The 21,273-nt window shown below is 66.3% G+C and carries 12 protein-coding genes; 9 read left to right on the plus strand and 3 right to left on the minus strand.

The annotated features are described in order from the left end of the window. Nucleotides 1-63: 63 nt before the first annotated feature. Both CSQ91_RS03705 and cobA read left to right on the plus strand, forming a co-directional pair. Nucleotides 64-1,254 carry a CmpA/NrtA family ABC transporter substrate-binding protein gene (locus CSQ91_RS03705; RefSeq protein WP_099387415.1) on the plus strand — a complete coding sequence of 397 codons (1,191 nt, stop codon included), beginning with the start codon at nt 64-66 and terminating at the stop codon, nt 1,252-1,254. A gap of 14 nt (nt 1,255-1,268) precedes the next feature. After that, nucleotides 1,269-2,039, plus strand: a complete 771-nt coding sequence (cobA, locus tag CSQ91_RS03710) for a uroporphyrinogen-III C-methyltransferase (protein WP_092611146.1) — start codon at nt 1,269-1,271, stop codon at nt 2,037-2,039. Nucleotide 2,040: 1 nt separating this feature from the next. Here the strand turns inward: cobA and CSQ91_RS03715 are convergent, their stop codons facing one another. Next, the gene (locus tag CSQ91_RS03715; protein WP_099387416.1) at nt 2,041-3,033 is read right to left on the minus strand and encodes a cyclase family protein; all 993 of its coding nucleotides are present in this window, start codon (nt 3,031-3,033) and stop codon (nt 2,041-2,043) included. 108 nt (nt 3,034-3,141) lie between these two features. On the opposite strand from CSQ91_RS03715, the gene CSQ91_RS03720 reads away from it, so the two are divergent. From CSQ91_RS03720 to CSQ91_RS03745, 6 genes are all read left to right on the plus strand, one after another. Beyond that, nucleotides 3,142-4,032, plus strand: coding sequence for a LysR family transcriptional regulator (locus CSQ91_RS03720; protein ID WP_099387417.1), 891 nt, complete (start codon nt 3,142-3,144; stop codon nt 4,030-4,032). A gap of 142 nt (nt 4,033-4,174) precedes the next feature. Beyond that, on the plus strand, nt 4,175-7,213 hold the full coding sequence (locus tag CSQ91_RS03725) for a CHASE domain-containing protein (RefSeq protein WP_070279194.1): 3,039 nt from the start codon (nt 4,175-4,177) through the stop codon (nt 7,211-7,213). A gap of 75 nt (nt 7,214-7,288) precedes the next feature. Then, complete coding sequence (gene recC / locus CSQ91_RS03730) at nt 7,289-10,708, plus strand: exodeoxyribonuclease V subunit gamma (protein ID WP_099387418.1); 3,420 nt, start codon at nt 7,289-7,291, stop codon at nt 10,706-10,708. After that, nucleotides 10,705-14,364, plus strand: a complete 3,660-nt coding sequence (gene recB / locus CSQ91_RS03735; RefSeq protein WP_099387419.1) for an exodeoxyribonuclease V subunit beta — start codon at nt 10,705-10,707, stop codon at nt 14,362-14,364. The genes recC and recB overlap by 4 nt, the downstream gene beginning before the upstream one ends. Then, on the plus strand, nt 14,354-16,312 hold the full coding sequence (recD, locus tag CSQ91_RS03740; protein WP_099387420.1) for an exodeoxyribonuclease V subunit alpha: 1,959 nt from the start codon (nt 14,354-14,356) through the stop codon (nt 16,310-16,312). Before recB ends, recD begins: the two co-directional genes overlap by 11 nt. Nucleotides 16,313-16,471: 159 nt before the next feature. Next, complete coding sequence (locus tag CSQ91_RS03745) at nt 16,472-18,403, plus strand: methyl-accepting chemotaxis protein (protein WP_099387421.1); 1,932 nt, start codon at nt 16,472-16,474, stop codon at nt 18,401-18,403. A 4-nt stretch (nt 18,404-18,407) separates the two neighbouring features. On the opposite strand, the gene CSQ91_RS03750 is transcribed toward CSQ91_RS03745, so the two are convergent. Next, the gene (locus CSQ91_RS03750) at nt 18,408-19,307 is read right to left on the minus strand and encodes a LysR family transcriptional regulator (RefSeq protein WP_099387422.1); all 900 of its coding nucleotides are present in this window, start codon (nt 19,305-19,307) and stop codon (nt 18,408-18,410) included. Nucleotides 19,308-19,416: 109 nt separating this feature from the next. On the opposite strand from CSQ91_RS03750, the gene CSQ91_RS03755 reads away from it, so the two are divergent. Continuing rightward, nucleotides 19,417-20,349 carry a DMT family transporter gene (locus CSQ91_RS03755; protein ID WP_099387423.1) on the plus strand — a complete coding sequence of 311 codons (933 nt, stop codon included), beginning with the start codon at nt 19,417-19,419 and terminating at the stop codon, nt 20,347-20,349. Here CSQ91_RS03755 and CSQ91_RS03760 read toward each other — a convergent pair whose 3' ends face one another. Next, nucleotides 20,350-21,228 carry a serine hydrolase gene (locus CSQ91_RS03760; RefSeq protein ID WP_035826880.1) on the minus strand — a complete coding sequence of 293 codons (879 nt, stop codon included), beginning with the start codon at nt 21,226-21,228 and terminating at the stop codon, nt 20,350-20,352. Between the last annotated feature and the right edge of the window lie 45 nt (nt 21,229-21,273).

Consider the following 21,273-nt stretch of genomic DNA (forward strand, 5'->3'; position numbering starts at 1 on the left):
CGGAAAGGGGAGAGCCTTGCCCACGGTGGCGCGGAAAAACAGTACTTATCAGCAAGGAATGGTATGACAGAGCAAGCGGGCAAAGAGGCGGGACATGGTGCCCAGGTGATGCGGTCCCTGCAGCCGGAAAAACAGACGATACGCATCGGCTACCTGCCGCTGGCCGATTGCGCCTCGCTGGTGATGGCGTCAAAGCTGGGCCTGGATGAAAAATACGGCATCAAAATCGAACTGAGCCGCGAGATGTCGTGGGCCGGCGTGCGCGACAAATTGAATAGCGGTGAACTCGACGTTGCCCACGTGTTGTATGGCCTCGTGTATGGCGTGCAGATGGGCATCGGCGGACAACAGCACGACATGGCCGTGCTGATGAACCTCAATCACAGCGGCCAGGTCGTCACCCTGTCGGCGGCGCTGGCGCGCGAGGGCGCCCACGATGGCGCCACACTGGCGCGGCACATGCGCGGCGCGGCGCGGCCATTTGCGTTTGCGCATACTTTCCCGACCGGCAACCACGCGATGCTGCTGCAATACTGGCTGGCTGCGCATGGCATCGATCCGCTGCGCGACGCGCGCGTGATGACGGTGCCGCCGTCGCAGATGGTGGCCGCCTTGCGCGCGGGCCAGATGGATGGCTTTTGCGCCGGGGAACCGTGGGGCTACAAGGCCATCGTCGATGGCGTCGGCGTGACAGCCACCACCAGCGGCGCCATCTGGCCCGACCATCCGGGCAAGGTGCTGGGCACCAGCGCGGCGTTTGCGCAGCAGCATCCGAACAGCTGCCGCGCCCTGATCGCCGCCGTGCTCGAGGCGGGGCGCTGGATCGACGCCACCGATGCCAACCGGCTGGCCATGGCGGCCATTCTGGCCGAGCCCGCTTACTTGAATACGCCGCAGGAAACGCTGGCGCCGCGCATTCTCGGCCATTATCAGGATGGCCTGGGCAAGACCTGGGACGAGGCGCACGGCTTGAGGTTTTATGGCGCCGGCGCCGTCAATTTCCCCTATCTGTCCGACGGCATGTGGTTCATGACCCAGCACCGGCGCTGGGGCTTGCTGCGCGACGAACCCGATTACCTGGCGGTGGCAAGGCAAGTCAACCGCATCGACCTGTACCGCCAGGCGGCGGAAATGACGGCCACGCCCTTGCCCGCTTCACCGCTGCGCAGCTCGACCCTGTGCGACGGCGTCGTGTGGGACGGCAGCGCGCCGGAAGCGTACGCGGCATCGTTTGCCATCGGCCACTTTTTTTAATGGGAGATTTCATCATGGCACAACAAGGAAGCGTGACTTTGGTCGGCGCCGGCCCCGGCGATCCGGACCTGTTGACCATCAAGGCGGTGAAGGCCATCGCGCGGGCCGACGTGGTGCTGATCGACGACCTCGTCAACCCGGCCATCCTCGCGCACGCGGCGCCCGGCGTGCGCGTGGTCGAGGTGGGCAAGCGGGGCGGCTGCGCTTCCACGCCGCAAGCCTTCATCGAACGCCTGATGCTGGCCGAAGCCCGCGCCGGCCTGCACGTGGTGCGCTTGAAAGGGGGCGACCCCTATCTGTTCGGGCGCGGCGGCGAAGAGCGCGCCTACCTGCGCAGCCACGGCGTGGCCGTCGAAGTGATCCCTGGCATCAGCAGCGGCCTGGCCGCGCCGTCCAGCATCGGCGTGCCGCTGACGCACCGCGGCTGGAGCCAGGGCGCCATCTTCGTCACGGGCCATGGCAAGGATAGCGCGTCCGAGCCGAACTGGGCGGCACTGGCGCAGAGCAAGCTCACCCTCGTCATCTACATGGGCGTGGCCAGGGTGGCCGCCATCCAGGCCGGCTTGCTGGCCGGCGGCATGGCGCCAGGCACGCCCGTGGCCGTGGTGCAATCGGCCAGCTTGCCGGCGCAGCGCCAGTTGCTGAGTACCTTGCAGGCCTTGCCTGCCGACTTGCTGGCCAGCGGCCTGGGCAGCCCCAGCATCATCGTCGTGGGCGAGGTGGTGCGCTGCGCCGATGCCTGGGATGACCATGGCGCACAGGGCTTGCTGGCCGCGACCGTGTGATTTAGCGGATCGGCAGCGCCACGGGACGGATGGGGGCCGCGTCGCCGCCACGGAATTTCAATGAAGCGCCGATGAAGGCAAACTGGTAGACCCTGTCGCGCGACAGCGCTTCCAGGTCGACCAGTTCCAGGATGGGCGTACCCTGCTGCGCCAGCAGATAGGTATGCACGGGCAGGTAATTGCCTGCCACTTCGGACGGAAACGCTTCAAAACTGAGGTTGTCCGCACCGACCACCATGGCGCCGCCATCTTCCACGAGGAATTTTGCCGCGTCCAGCGACAGGCCGGGGGGATTGGCCATGTACGCTTGCGCCTGCTCATAGTGCTGCATGCGGCCCGTGCGTATCAGCACCACGTCGCCTTTTTCCAGCGTGACCTTCTGTTTTGCCAGCGCCGCGCGCAAGTCTTGCCGCGTGACCCGGTAATTGTCGGGCAGCTGTTGTAATCCCTTGGCCACGGCCACGTCGATCAGCACGCCGCGCGCGACGATGGGCGGCAGCTTTTCGGCGCCCGTCACGGTCCAGCCCCGGTCGCCCAGGTATTGTTCTTCCGTAAAACCATTCCAGATCTTGCCGTTCAAGCCAAAGTGATTGAGGGCGTCGATATGTGTGCCCATGTGCGCATACATGGACACGGCCGAACCCGTATAACTGACGTGGCGGTTCATCTGTTCGCCCACGTTCATCGAGTCGGCCACCACGTTGCCCTTCGGCGTGTGCGTCATCCACATCTGGTAGGGCGGATCACCGGCCGCCTGCCAGCTGGGCATGCCGACATAGAAATCGACGGCCAGGTCGTAGCTCTTGCCGCCGTCGATGCGCGCCAGGATGGCGGCGCGCGAGGCCGGTGTCATCAGATTCAGGCGGCCGATCTCGTCTTTCGGCCCCCAGGGGCTGATGCCCACTTCCGGCAGGGCGGCGGCCGGAGCGGCCTGCACTGTACCGGCCAGCAGCGCCAGCAGCATGGTGGTCAGGGTGGCGGATGGTTTGAACATGGGGTACTCCTTGCGTGACATGAATGAAGAAGCCGCCATCATATTATTTTCTAATTCATTGATAATCAGCGATAAAATAATAAGATATTCAACTGGAAGGAAAGAATAATGGATATCCTGGCGCACATGCGCGTGTTTCGCAAGGTGGTCGAGCACGACAGCTTCAGCAAGGCGGCGCTGGACCTGAACCAGTCGGCGGCGGCCATCAGCAAGCAGGTGCGCCAGCTGGAGGCGCATCTGGCGACCGTGCTGCTGGTGCGCACGACGCGGCGCATGAGTTTATCGGACGGCGGGCGCGCCTATTATCTGGAATGCTGCCGCCTGCTCGATGAAATCGATGCGCTGGAACTGGCCACGCGCGGCTGCGCCGGCAAGGTGGCGGGGCGGCTGCGCGTGAATGCACCGCTGTCGTTTGGCCTGAAGGTGCTGTCGCCGCTGCTGCCGGTGTTCATGGCCCGCTATCCGGAAGTCAAAATCGAAATGACCCTGGACGACCGCCTGCGCGACGTGGTGGGCGAGGGTTATGACGTGTCGCTGCGCATCCGCGCCGCGCTGGCCGATTCGACCCTGGTGGCGCGCCGCCTGGGCGACGTCGAACAGATGATTTGCGCGGCGCCCGCATACCTGGCGCGGCGTGGCACGCCCCGTCAGGCGCAGGATTTGCACGGCCACGATTGCCTGGCTTACCGCCTGGCCGACAGCCCCGGCATCTGGCAGCTGGCCGGCCCGGAAGGGAGCAGCAGCATCGTTCTGCCTGTGCGCTTTTCCGCCGACAGCAGCCTGCTGCTGGCCGACATGCTGGTGGCGGGCATCGGCGTGGGCGCGCTGCCGTCGTTCGTCGCCGCGCCGCTGCTGGCCAGCGGCGCCCTGGTGCGCGTGCTGCCGTCGCACGGCATGGCCAGGCGCGGCGTGTATGCCTTGATGCCTGATGGACGCCATGTGCAGGAAAAGGTGCGCGCCTTTTGCGACTTCCTGGCCGGTGAGCTGCGGGAGGCTTAAGCGCGCGTTATTTTCCAGTGCAACCATCATGCGCGCTTTTTTTCTTGCACAAGCGCGTCTGGCAGGAGCTTTGATAGTATCCTCGTACTTGCTGGCTGGCCGGAGCGCCGCACATTCGAGGAACCGGAATAAGCGATTGACAATGCACACTTTGAGCAAGGGCGGGGCGGGATCAGGCATCAGGATCTGGGCGGGTGGCTTGCTGCTGGCATTGGCGGTGGGCGGCGCCCTGTATGCGGGTGCGGCGCGCACGGTCAATGACGACGCCGAACAGCGTTTCGACAATCTCACGCATGGCGCCCAGCATAGCCTGGCCACGCGCGTAAAAAGCTATTCCGACCTGCTGCGCGGCCTCGAAGCCCTGTTCCGCACCAGCGAGCACCTGACGCGCCGCCAGTTCCACGATTACGTGGCCGGCCTCGATATCGCGCGCCAGTTCCCTGCCATCGAATCGGTCAATTACGCGGTGGCCGTCCCGTCGGCGCAGCGCGCCGCCTTCATCGAGGCCGTGCGCAAAGACACCAGCCTGGCGCCGCGCGGCTATCCCGCATTCACCATCCGACCGCCCGGCGAGCGGCCGGAATATGCGGTGCTCACTTACCTGGAACCCGACTCCCTGCTGGCCGAGCGCATGGGCGTCGATATCGGCGCCAACCCGCTGGTGGCGCAGGCCCTGGCGCAGGCGCGCGACAGCGGCGAGGTCGGCGCGTCGGGCCAGGTGATCATGATCAAGGGGCCTCCCGCGCACGTGGGCCTGGGCATGCGCCTGCCCGTGTACCGCAATGGCATGCCGCAAGGCAGCGTGGCCGAGCGCCGCGCCGCCTATCAGGGATCCGTCGGCATCGGCTTTGGCGTGGCGCAGCTGGTGCACAGCGCACTCGAACGCAGCGCCCTGGAACCGCTGCACCTGACTCTGTACAGCGCCGCCGAGGCGCCGTCTGCCGACGGCGTCTGGCGCATTACGCCGCAGGACCGCCTGCTGTTCAACGACGGTGGCGACCTGACGGCCCCGCCGCCGCAGCCGGGCAGCGATGCCGACTATTTCGACCAGGTGCTGCCGGTGGCGTATCAGGGCGGCCTGTGGAAAGCCCATTTCCGCGTGCGCAAGGCGGAGCTGTACAGCCCCTTCGACCGCTATTTTCCATGGCTGGCGCTGGCCGTCGGCGTGGCCGGCACCCTGCTCATTTATGGCTATATCTTTACCTTGTACCGTTCGCGCCGCAACGCGGTGGCGCAGCGCACCTTGCTCGATACGGTGCTCGACAGCGTCGACGCCTACGTCTACATGAAGGATGCCGACCTGCGTTACCGCTACGTGAATGCGCGCACGGCGAAGATACTGGGCCGTTCGGCGGAGCAGCTGATCGGCCGCCAGGATGGCGAATTGATGCTCGGCGATGCGGCGGCATCCGCGCAGCGCACGGAGCGCCAGGTGTTCGACAGCGGCGCCAAGTTCGTCGGCGAGGAGCGCTTCGTCGATGCGCAAGGGCAGGTGCATCACCTGTGGAGCGTGAAGGTGCCGCTGGGCTTGCCCGGTCCCGTCACGGGCCTGATCGGCCTGTCCACCGACGTGACGGAGCTGCACCGGCTGAAGGAGCAGGCCGACGCGGCCAGCCAGGCCAAGAGCGACTTCCTGTCGAACATGAGCCATGAAATCCGCACGCCGATGAACAGCATCATCGGCATGGCGCACCTGGCGCTGAAATCCGTGGCCGACGCGCGCCAGCGCGACTATCTGCAGAAAATCTTCCATTCGGGCCAGCATTTGCTGGGCCTGATCAACGATATCCTCGATTTTTCCAAGATCGAGGCGGGCAAGCTGGAACTGGAAGTGCTGGATTTCCGCCTCGATACCCTGCTGGCGAACATCGCCAGCCAGCTCGGCGATGCGGCCGCCGTCAAGGGCCTGGCACTGCAGTTCGATATCGCGCCGGAACTGACGCAGCGCTGGCGTGGCGACCCGCTGCGCCTGGAGCAGGTCTTGCTGAACCTGGCCAGCAACGCCATCAAGTTTTCCGACAATGGCAGCATCTTCGTGCGCGTGCGCCAGTCCGAGGAGCGGGGCAGCCACAGCATGCTGCGCTTCGAAGTGCAGGACCGGGGCATCGGCATGAACCAGGAAGAGGTGGCGCAGCTGTTCCGCTCTTTCCACCAGGCGGACCCGTCGACCACGCGCAAGTATGGCGGCAGCGGCCTGGGACTGGTGATCAGCAAGCAGCTGGTGGAGCTCATGGGCGGCAAGGTGGGCGTGTACAGCCAGCCTGGCCTGGGCAGCACCTTCTGGTTCACGGCGCGCCTGGAGAAAAGCACGCAGGCCAGCGACGAGCGCATCGCCGAAGTGGAGCCGGAAGTGCTGGGAGTGATACGCGGCGCGTCCATCCTGCTGGTGGAAGATAACGTCTTCAGCCAGCAGGTGGGTTGCGAATTGCTGGAAGACGCCGGCGCCACCGTCTGCGTCGCCTGCAATGGCCGCGAGGCGCTGGAATTGCTGGCCCACCAGCGCTATGACTGCGTGCTGATGGACGTGCAGATGCCGGAAATGGACGGCTTCGAGGCGACGCGTCGCATCCGCGCCGATCCGCAGCTTGCCGGCCTGCTGGTGATCGCCATGACGGCCAATGCGGGCAGCGAAGACCGCGCCCGCTGCCTGGCGGCGGGCATGGACGAATTCGTGACCAAGCCGATCGCCCCGAATCTGCTGTTTCACCTGCTGGCGAAATGGTTCCGTCTGCGTGGAGGGATTGGGGGCATCGGCCATGCGCGCGCGGGCGAGAGGCCGGCGGCAGCGCCGAAAGCGCCGCCATCGGCCGCTTCGCCGGAATTGCGCGACACGGCCATCCTCGACCTGGCCACGCTGGCGCTCACGTTCAGCAATGACGCCGTGAAGATGCGCAAGTACACCCAGCTGTTTCTCGACACGGCGCGCGACGGCATCGCCGAAATGGAGCAGGCCATGGCGCTGGAAGACCTGGGGCGCCTGGCCGACCTGGGCCACCGCAGCAAATCGTCGGCGCTGGCCGTGGGCGCGCATGCGTTTGCGGGCCTGTGCACGTCGATCGAAGGCTTGCGCCTGGGCGGCGACCTGCAGCAGGCGCGCGCCTTGCTGACGGCGCTCGGGCCGGCGCTGGCGCAGGTGGCAGAACAAATTTCAGTGGAATTTGCCGCCAGCGACGCCCCCTGACGCAAGCAGCGGCGATAATATGCCTTTGACGTCTCTGGCCACCCGGCCGGAGGCGCGGCAACCCATCGGATCAGCATGCATACTCCCGTTACGCCCGGCCTCCTCATCCTGCATGGCAACCAGCTGGAACAGCTGCGCGCCGCTGTCTTCCAGTGGCTGCGCCAGCATCCGCTGGCGCCCCTGGAAACGGATATCTTCCTGGTGCAGTCAAACGGCGTGGCCGAGTGGCTGAAGATCGCCCTGGCCGAGGAGATGGGCGTGTGCGCCGCCACGCGCATCGCGCTGCCGGCGCGCCTGCTGTGGGAAAGCTACCGGGGGATGCTGGGGCGCGAAAGAGTCCCGCGCGTGTCGCCGTTCGACAAGTCCCCGCTGACGTGGCGTTTGATGCGCCTGTTGCCGTCCTTGCTGGCCGACCCGGTCTTCGCGCCGCTGCGCTACTTCCTTGCCGATGGCGATAGCGAGCGCCGGCTGCAGCTGGCCGAGCGGCTGGCCGATTTGTTCGACCAGTACCAGGTCTACCGCGCCGACTGGCTGGCCGATTGGGCGGCGGGTAGCGACCAGTTGCGCACGGCGCGCGGTGTATCCATCGCATTGAAGGAAGACCAGCGCTGGCAGGCGCAGTTGTGGCGCGCCGTGGCTGCTGATGTCGAGGCGTTCGAGCGCGACACGGGCCGCGCCGACATCCACGAGGCCTTCCTGGCAGCGATCGCCGCCGGCGATGCGCCTGCCGGCAAGCTGCCGCGCCGTGTCGTGCTGTTTGGCGTGTCGGCCTTGCCGTACCAGACCTTGCAGGCGCTGGCCGCGCTGGCGCGCCACACGCAGGTGGTGCTGGCCGTGCCCAATCCGTGCCAGTTTTACTGGGGCGACATCATCGACGGGCGCGACTTGCTGCGCGCGCAAAACAAGCGCCAGCGGCAGCGCAACGGCACCGACCTGGCGCAAATTCCGCTGGAAGAACTGCATGTGCACAGCCACCCGCTGCTGGCCAGCTGGGGCAGGCAAGGGCGCGATTTCATCCGCATGCTCGACGAATTCGACGAACACGCGCAAGCCGAGGGTCGCGACGACAGCCTGCGCATCGACCTGTTTGGCGAGGAAACGGGCGAGACCCTGCTGCAGCAGGTGCAGGTGGCCATCCGCGAACTGCGCCCGCTGGCCGAGCATGAGCAGGTGCCGCCCGAGCCAGGCGACCGCTCGATCGAATTCCACGTGGCGCACAGCGTGCAGCGCGAAGTGGAAGTGCTGCACGACCAGCTGCTGGCCATGTTCGCGCACAGCGCCCAGACGGGCTTGCGCCCGCGCGACGTGGTGGTGATGGTGCCCGACATCGACACTTTTACGGCTGCCATCCACGCCGTCTTCGGCCAGTACCGGCGCAATGACGAGCGCTTCATCCCGTTCGAGATCGGCGACGTGAAGGACCGCAGCGTCAATCCGCTGCTCGTCGCGCTCGAGTGGCTGCTGCAGTTGCCGCAGCAGCGCTGCCGCCAGAGCGAAGTGCGCGACTTGCTCGACGTGCCCGCGCTGGGCGCCCGCTTTGGCCTGCAGCCGGACGACCTGGCCACCCTGGGCGCGTGGATCGAAGGGGCCGGCGTGCGCTGGGGCCTGGACCAGGAACACCGCGCCGGCCTGGGGCTGGGTGCGGCCGGCGAGCAGAATGCGTGGATCTTCGGCGTGCGGCGCATGCTGCTCGGCTATGCCAGCGGCAGTGGCGCCAGCTTTGGCGGCATCGAGCCGTATGCGGAAGTGGGCGGCCTCGATGCGGCGCTGGCGGGATCCCTTGCGCAGCTGGTCGAGGCGTTGCTGCACTGGCGCACCGTGCTGGCCGGCGCGCGCACGCCAGCCGAGTGGGGCGTGCAGGCGCGTGCGCTGCTGGCCGCCTTTTTCGACGCCGACGACGAGGGCGACCGTTTGACCCTGGCGCAGCTGGAAGGCGCCTTGCAGGGCTGGCTGGAAACCTGCGAGCACGCGGGCTTTGTCGAACAGGTGCCGCTGTCCGTGCTGCGCGTGGCGTGGCTGGGCGCGTTGGACGAGCCGACCCTGAACCATCAATTCGTCTCCGGCGGCGTCACGTTTTGTACCCTGATGCCGATGCGCGCCGTGCCGTTCCGCGTCGTCTGCCTGCTGGGCATGAATGACGGCGACTTCCCGCGCCGCGCGCAGAAGGCCGATTTCGACCTGCTGGCGCTGCCCGGCATGGCGCGCCCGGGCGACCGCTCGCGCCGCGACGATGACCGCTACCTGATGCTCGAAGCCTTGCTGGCCGCGCGCGACAAGCTGTACGTGAGCTGGGTGGGGCGCAATGTGCGCGACAATTCCGAGCAGCCGCCGTCCGTGCTGGTGTCGCAGCTGCGCGATTACCTGGCTGCCGGCTGGTCGCTGGACCGGCACCTTGTATCGCTCACCACCGAGCATGCGCTGCAGCCGTTCAGCCGCCGCTATTTCGAGGCCGATGGCTTGCTGACCTACGCGCGCGAATGGCGCGTGGCGCATGCCGATGCGGAGGCGCAGACCGAGGAACTGGCGCTAGGCCCTTACGAACTCGATCCCGGAATGCGTTTGAAACTGGGCGAGCTGGCCAGCTTTTTGCGCCAGCCCGTGAAATACTTTTTCCGCCGCCGCTTGAGCGTGTATTTCGCCGATGCGGCCATGCTGGGCGAGGATGAAGAGCCGTTTGGCCTGAATGCGCTCGAGCGCTATCTGCTGGAAGACACCATGCTGGACGACGGCGGCGCCGTCGAAGCGCTCGATGACGTGCGCGCCAGCCTGGAAGCGCGCGCGGAAAAGCTGGCGCGCGAAGGCGTGCTGCCCATCGGTCTGATCGGCCGGCAAGTGCAGGCGCAATTGGTCGAGGCGCTGGTGCCCGTGCGCAGCGCGTGGCTGTCCCTGCGCGCCTCGTTCCCGTACGCGGCCGAGAAGCGCGCCATCAATTTGTCGTTTGGCGAGCTGCAGATCGACGACTGGCTCGACAAATTGTGCAGCAACGGGCAGGACACGGCATGGCTGATGCAGATTTCCTCGAAGGTGACGGACAAGGGCGGCCTGGCGCGTGGCGACAAGCTGATGCTGATGTGGCTGCGCCAGCTGGCCGCCGCCGCCCTCGGTTTCCCCGTCACCGGCTACCTGGTGGCGCGCGACGCCATCGTCAGCATGGCGCCGCTCGATCCGGCTACGTCGCGCGATGCGCTGGCCACCTTGCTGGCGCTGTGGCGCGAAGGCATGAACCATCCGCTGCCGACTGCCTGCAAGACGGGCCTGGCGCTGGTGCAGCAGGGCGACCCGCGCGCCGTCTACGACGGCGGCTTTGAAGTCTCCGGCGAGCGCGAAGAACTGTGCCTGGCGCGCCTGTGGCCCGAGTTTTCCGCATTGGCCGCGGAAGAAGCCTGGGAAGACTGCACGCGCGAGCTGTATGGCCCGCTGGCCGACTGGCTGCAAGAACACATCACGATCGACCCTATCAGCGCGCCCGCAGACGGCGCGGGAGAAGAACCATGACGAGCCATCTGCTCAACCCCCTGGCGTTCCCGCTGCACGGCTCGCGCCTGATCGAAGCTTCGGCCGGCACGGGCAAGACCTGGACCATCGCCGCGCTGTACGTGCGGCTCGTGCTGGGCCATGGCGACGACGACAGCCGTTTTACGCGTCCCTTGCTGCCGGCCGATATCCTCGTGATGACGTTTACCCGCGCCGCCACGCGCGAATTGTCGAACCGCGTGCGCGAGCGCCTGATCGAGGCGGCCGCCTATTTCCGCCACGAGTCCGGCGGCAGCGCCCCCTTTCTCGACGCCTTGCTCGAGTCCTATCCGGACGAGAGCGAACGGCAAAAGGCCGCGCACCGGCTGATGCTGGCCGCCGAGACGATGGATGAAGCGGCCATTTTCACCATCGACGCCTGGTGCCAGCGCATGCTGCGCGAGCACGCGTTCGACAGCGGCAGCCTGTTCGACGAAGAACTGGTCAGCGACGAGCAAGCCCTGTTCGAGGATGCGGCCCACGATTACTGGCGCCAGCAAGTCTATCCCTTGCCGCCGCAGGCGCTCGACGTGCTGCTGGCCTGCTGGCCCGACGTGGGGGCGCTGAAGAAGGGCGCGCGCGAGCTGGCGCGCCGCGCGGACATCATGGGCATGGCGGACGAGGAACCGTTGTCCGCGCTGATCGCGCGCGAACAGCGGGCGCTGGCCGCGCAGCTGGCCACCCTGAAGGCGGGATGGGTCGAGCGCGTGGACCAGATGGCCGCGTGGATCAACGACCACCGCGCCGCCAATCCCAAGTGTTTTAACGGCGTCAAGATGAAGCCGGAGAACCTGGCGAAGTGGTTCGATGGCTTACGCCGCTGGGCGCAAGACCCGCTGCTGCTGCAGCCGGCCATCACGGCCAAGGCGTGGGAGAGATTGACGCCGTTCGGCATCGAGGATGCGTTTGCCAAGAGTTTCACGGCCCAGGTGCCCGAGTGCTTCGAGCATACGGAAGGGCTGGGGACCGCCCTGGCGGGCCTCACGCCGCTGGCGCACAAGCTGCACCTGCATGCGGCGGCGGCCATCGCGCGGCGCATGGACCAGCTAAAACGCCAGTCGCGCCAGTTCGGCTTTGCCGACATGCTGCAACGGCTGCACGACGCGCTGGCCGGCGAGAATGGCACGGCCCTGCGCCAGCGCATCATCGACCAGTATCCGCTGGCCATGGTCGATGAATTCCAGGATACGGCGCCCGCCCAGTACCAGATTTTCAATCTGCTGTACCGCATTGCCGACAACGACCCGGCCCTGGGCCTGTTCCTGATCGGCGACCCGAAACAGTCGATCTACGGCTTTCGCGGCGCCGACATCCAGAGCTACCTGGCGGCGCGGCGCGCGACGACGGGACGCCATTACCAGCTGGGCACCAACTACCGCTCGACGGCGCCGCTGGTGGCGGCCGTCAACCAGCTGTTCCTGCACGCCGAGCGCGCCGAAGTGCCGCTTGGCGCCTTCCGCTACCGGAAAAATGGCGAGAACCCGCTGCCGTTCGAAGCCGTCGATGCCAAGGGCCGCGCCGAATACCTGGTGAACGCAAGCGGCCCGCTGCCGGCCCTGCTGGCCGCCTGCGCCAGCGATGAAGGGCTGCGCGGCGACAGCTACCGCGAGTATTTCGCGCAGCACTGCGCCGAACATATCGTCGCCATGCTGGGCGACCCGCAGGCGGGCTTCGATGGCCCCGACGGTTTTACGCGCTTGCAGCCGGCCGACGTCGCCATCCTCGTGCGCGACCGCAAGGAAGCGGCCGCCATCCGCCGCGCGCTGGCGCGCCGCCGGGTCGCCAGCGTCTACCTGTCCGACAAGGATTCCGTCGTCGACAGCGAGGAAGCGCAAGACGTGCTGCGCTGGCTGGCGGCGCTGGCCAATCCCCTCGACGGGGGACTGGCGCGCGCCGCGTTTGCCACGCGCACCATCGGCCTGTCGCTGGGCGAGCTGGCGCGCCTGTCGAGCGATGAACTGGAATGGGAACGCAGGGTCGAGCAGTTGAAGGCCTTGCACCTGATCTGGCAGCGTCAGGGCGTGCTGGCCATGCTGCGCCGCTTCATCCACGAACTGCAATTGCCGGCCATGCTGCTGCAGCAGACGGGCGGCGAGCGGCGGTTGACGAATCTGCTGCACCTGGCCGAACTGCTGCAATCGGCCAGCCGCCAGCTCGATGGCGAGCAGGCGCTGATACGCTGGCTGGCCGAGCAGATCGCCGGTGAAGGCGAGGGCGGCGACGAGCGCGTGCTGCGCCTGGAAAGCGATGCGGAGCTGGTCAAGGTCATCACCGTGCACAAATCCAAGGGACTCGAATACCCGCTGGTCTATTTACCGTTTGCCGTGACGGCGCGCAAGGTGGACAAGCGCAACCGCAGCTTCTTCGACTATGCGGGCGAGGATGGCGAACGCCGCCTCGACCTGTCCTTGTCCGACGAGGCCATGGCGGCGGTCGAAGAGGCGCGCATCGAGGAAGACTTGCGCCTGCTGTACGTGGCGCTGACGCGCGCGCGCCACTTCCTGTGGCTGGGCGTGGCCGCCCAGGCGGCGCGCAAGGCGGGCGAGAACACCTTGCACGAATCGGCGCTCGGCTACCTGCTGACGGGCGGCGACAAGCTGCCGGCGGAGCAATTGCTGTTGCGCTGGCAGCAGGTGGCGGGCAGCTGCGACGCCATCTACGTGGCTTCTTTGGCGCAGCCCGATGCCTGCACGGTGCTGGACCGGGTCGAGCGGCGCCCCGAGCTGCGTCCCGCGCCCGTGTTCGTGGGCGAGTTCGAGCGCGACTGGTCGGTGGGCAGCTTTACGTCGCTGACGCGCCAGATCGGTGCCGTGGCGACCGCACACGTGCCGCAACGGGCGCTGGAGGAAACCCTGCTGGAAGATGGCACGGCTGTAGCCGTGACTTCGCCGATGCACATGGGCGACGCGCCATGGCACCGCTTCCCGCGCGGCTCCGTGCCCGGCAATTTCCTGCACGAGCAGCTCGAGTGGATGGGCAGCGAAGGTTTTGACAGCGTCCACGACGAGCACTTCAATACCCGTCTGGCCGCGCGCTGCGAGCGGGCCGGCTGGGGCCATCGCCAGGAAGACGCCATCGCCTGGCTCAGGGAAATCGCCCTCACGCCGTTGCCGCTGCTCGATGCGTCGCTGTCGCAGCTCGATAGCACCCTGTCCGAGATGGAGTTCTGGTTCCCCAGCGAGCATTTGTCCACGGGGGCGCTCGATCAGCTGTGCACGCGCCTGCTGCTCGATGGCGCGCCGCGTCCCGTGCTGCCGCGGCGCCAGCTGCACGGCATGCTGAAAGGCTTTGCCGACCTGGTCATCGAACAGGATGGCCGCTACTGGGTGCTCGACTACAAGTCGAATGCGCTGGGCGCCAACGACGGTGCCTACCACACGCAGGCGCTGGCGGCCGGCATGGCGCAGCACCGCTACGATATCCAGGGCGCCATCTACATGCTGGCCCTGCACCGGCTGCTGAAAAGCCGGCTCGGTGATGCCTATGATGCGGCTGAGCACCTGGGCGGTGCCATCTTCCTGTTCTTGCGCGGCATAGCGAATGCGGATACACATGGCTGCTACTGGCTGGCGCCGCAACTGGAACTGCTGGACGGCCTCGATCAACTGTTAGAAGAAACGGAACACCATGCAGCATGACGCACAGATGAACGCTTTGTTTGCCCATGTCGACGGCGTCGCCGAGGATGGCCATCTGCGCCGCCTGAGCGCCGCCTTTGCCCGCTTCATCGCCAGCCTGGACGAGAATGCGCCGCATGCGCCGGCCGTGGCCGTGGCGTGCGTGGTGCTGTCCGAGCTGGAAGGGCGGGGGCACAGTTGTTTGATGCTGTTTGAGCTGGCCAGCGAACCGTCGCAGTTGTTGGGCTGGAGCGAGGAGCTGTGGCATGCCGTGCTGGCCGTCTCCGGTCCGCTGCCGGACAGCGTCGATGGCTGGCGCGCGCTGCTGGCCGGCGCGCCGCAAGTGTGGCAGGTCGGTGCGGCCGATGTGCGCCAGCCGCTGGTGCTCGATGGCGACCGTTTGTATCTGCGCCGTTACTGGCGCGACGAAAGCCTGGTGGGCGAGAAAATCGCCCTCCGCGCACAGGATTTGACTGATCCCCCGCTGGCGCAGGTGCGGCAATGGCTCGACATCCTGTTCGACCAGCCCGCGCAGGATGGTGGCCCGGACTGGCAAAAAGTGGCGTGCGCGATCGCCCTGCGCGGCAAGGTGGCCATCATCACGGGCGGGCCGGGGACGGGTAAGACGTACACGGTGGCGAGCCTTTTGACCCTGCTGTTTGCCGTCTCGCCGCAGCCGGAGCAGCTGCGCATCGCGCTGGCCGCGCCGACGGGCAAGGCGGCCGCTCGCCTGAAACAGTCGATCGACAAGGCGCTGGAAGGCTTGGCGGCGAAGGCGGGCGATGCCTTGCCCCTGCAGGAACTGGCGCGGCGCATGGGCGCGGCCCGCACCCTGCATAGTTTGCTGGGGGCGCGGCCCGATACGCGCGCCTTTGCCCATCACGCGGGCAATCCGCTCGACGTCGACGTGCTGATCGTCGATGAAGCGTCGATGGTGCACCTGGAGATGATGGCCAGCGTGCTCGATGCCTTGCCGTCCACGGCGATCCTGATCCTGCTGGGCGACAAGGACCAACTGGCGTCCGTGGAAGCGGGCGCCGTGCTGGGCGACTTGTGCCACGACGCGCAGGCGGGCGGCTACACGGACGCCACCATCGCGTACGCGCAGGCGGCCAGCGGCGTGGCCATACCCGCCGATTTTGCCGGTGCCGCCGGCGCGCTGGCGCAGCAGACGGTGATGCTGCGCCACAGCCACCGCTTCAGCGGTCCGATCGGCGAACTGGCGCTGGCCGTGAATGGCGGCAGGCCCGATCTGGCCAAAGCGTGCTTCGCCGGCGACAGCGGCGGCCAGCTGGCGTGGAGCGTGCCGGCGCAGCAGGAAGACGTGCTGCGCCTGGCCTTGCGCGGACGCGCCGACGCACCGGGCGGCTACCAGCCTTACCTGGCGCTGCTGAATGTCGGCAGCGAAGGCTACGCGCAGCATGACGACTGGGTGCGCGCCGTGCTGCACAGTTTTGAATCGTTCCGCATCCTGTGCGCCGTGCGCGAGGGCGAGTGGGGCGTGGCGGGCTTGAACACGGCCATCGAACTGCGGCTGGAAAAGGATGGCTTGATACGCCGCAGCGAATGGTATGTGGGCCGTCCCGTGATGGTCACGCGCAACGACTACGGCACCGGCGTGTTCAATGGCGATATCGGCTTGACCTTGCGCGATCCTGCGCGGCCCGGCTCCCTGCGCGTGTATTTTTTGGAGGGCGAGAATGTGCGCAGCGTGCTGGCCACGCGCCTGCGCCACGTGGAGACGGCATTCGCCATGACGGTGCATAAATCGCAGGGCTCGGAATTTCGCCACACGGTGCTGGTGCTGCCGCAGGAAGGCGGCGCCATGCTGGCGCGTGAACTGGTCTACACGGGCATCACGCGCGCGCGCGACTTCTTTACCCTCGTCTCGCCCACGCAGGCCGTGCTGTTCGACGCGATCCTGCGCCGCACGCAGCGGGCCAGCGGCTTGAGGGGGCTGATCCGCTGATAGGTTGACAGGGTTCGATAGGTTTCTGCACGGAAATATATGTGTTGTATTCCGAATATTGATGAAAATTGTTCCGATTTTTGTGTAAAAATGCTTGCGTAGAGAAAGCGGTGCAACAGCACTGTTTCACGCCATTAAAATCGAAACGAGGAGTCCATCATGTTGTCTTCCCTTCGCACGCGGCTGGTGCTCATTTGCGTGGCCATTGTCGTACTGTCCATGCTGGCCTTGTCGGTCGCCAATTACGTGACGACGCGCAGCAGCATGCTGGCGTCGTCGGATCAGCAGATGCAGCAACTGCTGCAAAGCCAGTCGGCCGTGCTGGCGCAATGGGTCGATGGCAAGAAAAAGGTCATGGCATCCGTTGTCATGTCGGCCGAGACGCCCGATCCGCTGCGCGCCTTCCAGATCGCGGAAAAGGCCGGCGATTTTGCGGAAGTGTTCATCGGCTATGCGGACAAGCGTTCCGTGTTTACCCATCCGGGCCGCCCGGCCGATTTCGATCCCACGGCGCGCGCCTGGTACACGGACACCGTCAAGGCGGGCGTGCCGATGCTGACGCCGCCGTATGTGGACGCGGCCAGCCACAAGCTGGTGGTGTCGTTCACGGCGCCCGTCGGCCCGAAAGAGGCGCTGCTGGGTGTGGCGGGGGCGGACGTGCTGCTCGATACGGTGATCGCCAACGTGGTGGCGATCAAGCCGACCCCGCACAGCTTTGCCTTCCTCGTCGACCAGAGCGGCACCATCATCGCCCATGCGAACAAGGACCTGAGCCTGCAGCCGGTGGCGAAACTCGATGCGGCGCTGTCGGCCGCGCAGGTCAACCGGCTGGAAAGCACGCGCACGAGCGAGGCCGTGCGCCTCGATGAGCGCGACGGCATGCTGTACGTCACGCGCGTGGCGGGTACCGACTGGCTGCTGGCCGTGGTGCTGGACCAGCAGGAAGCCATGCAAGCCTTGCAGACGATGCTGACGACCGCCACCGTCACGGCCGCGCTGCTGACGGGGCTGGCGGCGCTGCTGCTGTCGCTGCTGGTCTTCAAAATGCTCAAGCGCCTGGAACTGGTGCGCGATGCGCTCGACGACATCGCCTCGGGCGAAGGCGATTTGACGCGCCGCCTCGACGCTTCCGGCGTGGATGAACTGGCGCAGATCGCCGGCGCCTTCAACCGCTTCATCGACAAGATCGCCGCCGTTCTCGTGAAAATCCGCACGGCCAGCGAATCGGTGAAAGTGTCATCGTCGGAAATCGCCGCCGGCAACCAGGACCTGTCGTCGCGCACGGAACAGCAAGCCAGTTCGCTGGAAGAAACGGCCGCCTCGATGGAGGAGCTGACCAGCACGGTGAAGCAGAATGCGGACAATGCGCGCCAGGCCAACCAGATGGCGCAATCGGCGTCCGGCGTGGCCAGCAAGGGCGGGCAAGTGGTGGCGCAGGTGGTCGATACCATGGCCTCGATCAACGATTCGTCGAAGAAGATCGTCGACATCATCAGCGTCATCGACGGCATCGCCTTCCAGACGAATATCCTCGCGCTCAATGCGGCCGTGGAAGCGGCGCGCGCGGGCGAGCAGGGACGGGGCTTTGCCGTCGTGGCGACGGAAGTGCGCAGCCTGGCGCAACGCTCCGCCGGCGCTGCCAAGGAAATCAAGCTGCTGATCGACGATTCGGTGGGCAAGGTCGATTCGGGCGCGCGCCTCGTCGACGAGGCTGGCGCGACGATGCAGGAAATCGTCGACAGCGTGCGCCGCGTAACCGACATCATGGGCGAGATCACGGCCGCCAGCGCCGAGCAAAGCTCCGGCATCGAGCAGGTGAACCAGGCGATCGCGCAAATGGACCAGGTGACGCAGCAGAATGCGGCCCTGGTGGAGGAGGCGGCCGCCGCGGCGGAAAGCCTGCAAGACCAGGCCAGCACGCTGGCGCAGGTGGTGGGCGTGTTCAAGCTCGATGAGGGACAGGCGCCGCCGCTGCAGCAGCACCCCGTTCGGCCCGTGGTGCGCGCCGCTATGGCGCCGCGCCTCGCCAGCACTCCGGCAAAGGCGGCCGCCGTCAAGCCGGAGCGCAGCGAGGAGTGGGAGACTTTCTAAACTCTCAAGCGCGCCGGGGCGCCAGGGTCGGCGCCATCTGCCTGGCCACCTCGAAAAAGGCGTTGGTGGCGGGCGTGTTCTGGCGCCGGTCGCGCACGGCCAGGCCCACCTTGCGGCTGACGGGCGGATTGAGCGGCAGGGCGACCAGTTCCGGATATTGCTCCCGCAGCCGCTGCGGCAGGGCCAATTCGGCCACGATGGACAGGCCGTCGCCGCGGCTGACCATGTCGAGGATGGTGATCACCTGGCTGATGCGATAGGGCACGTTCGGCTGCAAGCCCGCGTTGGCGAACAGCGGTTCGATCAGGCAGGCGCAGCCCGCCTCGGACATGATGAACGGCCCTTCGCACAATTGGGCCAGGGTGATGGCGGTTTCGCCGGCCAGCGCATGGCTGCGCGGCACCAGCGCCATCATCTGGTCTTCCACCAGCGGCGCCGTATCGAAGCGCTCGTCCGGCAGCACGACGAAGCCGACATCGACCCTGCGTTCGCGTATCCACTGCACCACCTCATGGTCTGCACCCTCGTCGATGCGCAGGTCGATGCCCGGATAGCGCTGGCGGAATTGCGCCGTGATGGCCGGCAGCAGGTTCAAGGAAGACGTCGGGCCGAAGGAACCGATGCGCAGGGTGCCCTGGCGCTGGCCCAGCACGTCGGCCGCTTCCTGGCGCATGGCCTCCGACAAGCCGAGGATTTCGCGCGCGCGCACGAGCAGCTGGCGGCCTATGTCCGTCAGTTCGGCCGAGGCCTGGTGGCGCACGATCAGGTCCACGCCCATCTCCTTTTCCAGCGCCTTCAAGGCGTGCGAGACGGCCGACTGGCTGATGCCCAGCTGCGCGGCGGCGGCGGAAAAGCCGTGCAATTCGGCCACCAGGGTAAAAATTTCCAGTTGCGTGAAGGTCATGGTGTGGTTTCTTTGATGTATGAGTATTTACTCATTATTTCATGAGTTGATATTAGTATTAATATATATGGACACCACCCGCCGCGCAAGCGGCCATACAGGATATTCCATGTCTTCTTCCGCCATACCATCAGCCGCCTTGCCTTCCGTGCAATCGCCGCTCGTCTACATCAAACTGATCTTTGTCGCCCTGTTCTGGGGCGGCACCTTCATCGCGGGGCGCGTGCTGGCGCAGCAGATGCCGCCCATGACGGCCGCCAGCGGGCGCTTCGGCGTGGCCGTGCTGTTGCTGGTCATGCTGGCCTGGAAACTGGAAGGGGGCTTGCCGCGCCTGGACCGCAAGCAGCTGGCAACGACGGCCGCGCTGGGCCTGACGGGCATCTTTCTGTACAACCTGTGCTTCCTGGCGGCCCTGTCGCGCATGCCGGCGGGGCGCACGGCCCTGTTCGTGGCCCTGAATCCCATCGTCACGGCGCTGGCCTCGGCCATGCTGTTCCGCGAACGGCTCGGTTCCTTCAAGTGGCTGGGCATCATGCTGGCGTTTTGCGGCACGGCCATCGTCATCACGCGCGGCGATCTCGCCGGCGTGCTGCACGGCACGGGTGGCGGCATCGGCATGGGCGAGGTGTTCATGTTCTGCGGCATTTCCAGCTGGGCCGCCTATACCCTGATCGGCCGGGTCGCGCTGAAGGGCTTGAGCCCGATTGCCGCCACCACGTATGCGTCGATGTGGGGCCTGGCCTTCTTGCTGGTGGGGGCGGCCGTGGAATTTCCGAGCGTGCCATGGCACAGCTTTGGCTGGCAAGTGTGGGCCGCCATCGGCTACCTGGGCGTGTTCGGCACGGTGATCGGCTTTGTCTGGTATTACGAGGGCGTGAAGGCGCTGGGCCCATCGCGCACGGCCGTCTTCAACAACCTCGTGCCCGTGTTCGGCATCGTGCTGGCGGCGGCGCTCCTGGGCGAGCCGGTGCTGGCCTCGATGCTGGTGGGCGGCGCGGTGACGATTGCCGGCGTCATCATGACCAACCGGCAAGCGAAGTAATTATTTTGCGCGGCGGCGTTTGGAGGGTTTCGCCGGCGCTTTTTTATGCCGGCTGACCGAGGCGCGCATCACTTTCGGTTCTTCGATGCCGTTTTCGGCCGCCAGCATGCGGCGGATGTTGACGGCGTCCATGGCGCGCACGGAATTGGCGCGCGCGTTGAGCAGGATCATGGTGGCGAACTTGCCGGCCGACTTGATGCGCATGATCAGGCAACGGCCCGCTTCATTCGTGTAGCCCGTTTTCGACAGGCCGATATCCCAGCCCTTGGCACCCACCAGGCGGTTCGTGTTGTGGTATTCCACGTCGCGGCCCTTGATCTGGATCACGTCCTTCGAATCCGTCGTGATGCGGCTGATTTCCGGGTAGCGCGAGGCGGCCACGGCCATCTTGACGAGGTCTGCTGCCGTCGACTGGTTGTTCGGCGACAAGCCCGTCGGTTCTTCGATCACGGTCTGGCGCATGCCCAGGGCCTTGATCTTGGCGTTGACGGCCACGGCAAATGCGGTGGGGCCGCCGGGGAAAGTGCGCGCCAGCGAGGCGGCGGCGCGGTTGTCGGACGACATCAGCGCCAGTTGCAGCACGTCATGACGGCTCAGTGTGGCGCCCACGGGCACGCGCGAGGTGCTGTGTTTCAAGGTATCGACATCCTCGCGGTCGATGCTGATCTCTTCCTGCATATTCGCTTTGGAGTCGAGCACGACCATGGCCGTCATGAGTTTGGTCAGCGAGGCGATGGGCACCACCACGTTGGAATTTTTTTCAAGCAAGACTTTGCCTGTGCCGTCTTCGACCACCAGTATCGACTGGGAACCGAAGGGCACGGCGATGGCCGCTGTCGAAAGCGTCATCAGCACCGCGGCGAACATTTTTTTGAGCATGGGATTGTATGTGGGAAAGCAGTTTTGGGGCGCCATCGTGGGCGC

The sequence above is a fragment of the Janthinobacterium sp. BJB301 genome, assembly GCF_002735685.1.
Lineage (GTDB): Bacteria > Pseudomonadota > Gammaproteobacteria > Burkholderiales > Burkholderiaceae_D > Janthinobacterium > Janthinobacterium lividum.

Coding starts and splice junctions, on each gene's coding strand:
- CSQ91_RS03705 (WP_099387415.1), top strand. CDS start 64: ATGACAGAGCAAGCGGGCAAAGAGGCGGGACATGGTGCCCAGGTGATG.
- cobA (WP_092611146.1), top strand. CDS start 1,269: ATGGCACAACAAGGAAGCGTGACTTTGGTCGGCGCCGGCCCCGGCGAT.
- CSQ91_RS03715 (WP_099387416.1), bottom strand. CDS start 3,033: ATGTTCAAACCATCCGCCACCCTGACCACCATGCTGCTGGCGCTGCTG.
- CSQ91_RS03720 (WP_099387417.1), top strand. CDS start 3,142: ATGGATATCCTGGCGCACATGCGCGTGTTTCGCAAGGTGGTCGAGCAC.
- CSQ91_RS03725 (WP_070279194.1), top strand. CDS start 4,175: ATGCACACTTTGAGCAAGGGCGGGGCGGGATCAGGCATCAGGATCTGG.
- recC (WP_099387418.1), top strand. CDS start 7,289: ATGCATACTCCCGTTACGCCCGGCCTCCTCATCCTGCATGGCAACCAG.
- recB (WP_099387419.1), top strand. CDS start 10,705: ATGACGAGCCATCTGCTCAACCCCCTGGCGTTCCCGCTGCACGGCTCG.
- recD (WP_099387420.1), top strand. CDS start 14,354: ATGCAGCATGACGCACAGATGAACGCTTTGTTTGCCCATGTCGACGGC.
- CSQ91_RS03745 (WP_099387421.1), top strand. CDS start 16,472: ATGTTGTCTTCCCTTCGCACGCGGCTGGTGCTCATTTGCGTGGCCATT.
- CSQ91_RS03750 (WP_099387422.1), bottom strand. CDS start 19,307: ATGACCTTCACGCAACTGGAAATTTTTACCCTGGTGGCCGAATTGCAC.
- CSQ91_RS03755 (WP_099387423.1), top strand. CDS start 19,417: ATGTCTTCTTCCGCCATACCATCAGCCGCCTTGCCTTCCGTGCAATCG.
- CSQ91_RS03760 (WP_035826880.1), bottom strand. CDS start 21,228: ATGCTCAAAAAAATGTTCGCCGCGGTGCTGATGACGCTTTCGACAGCG.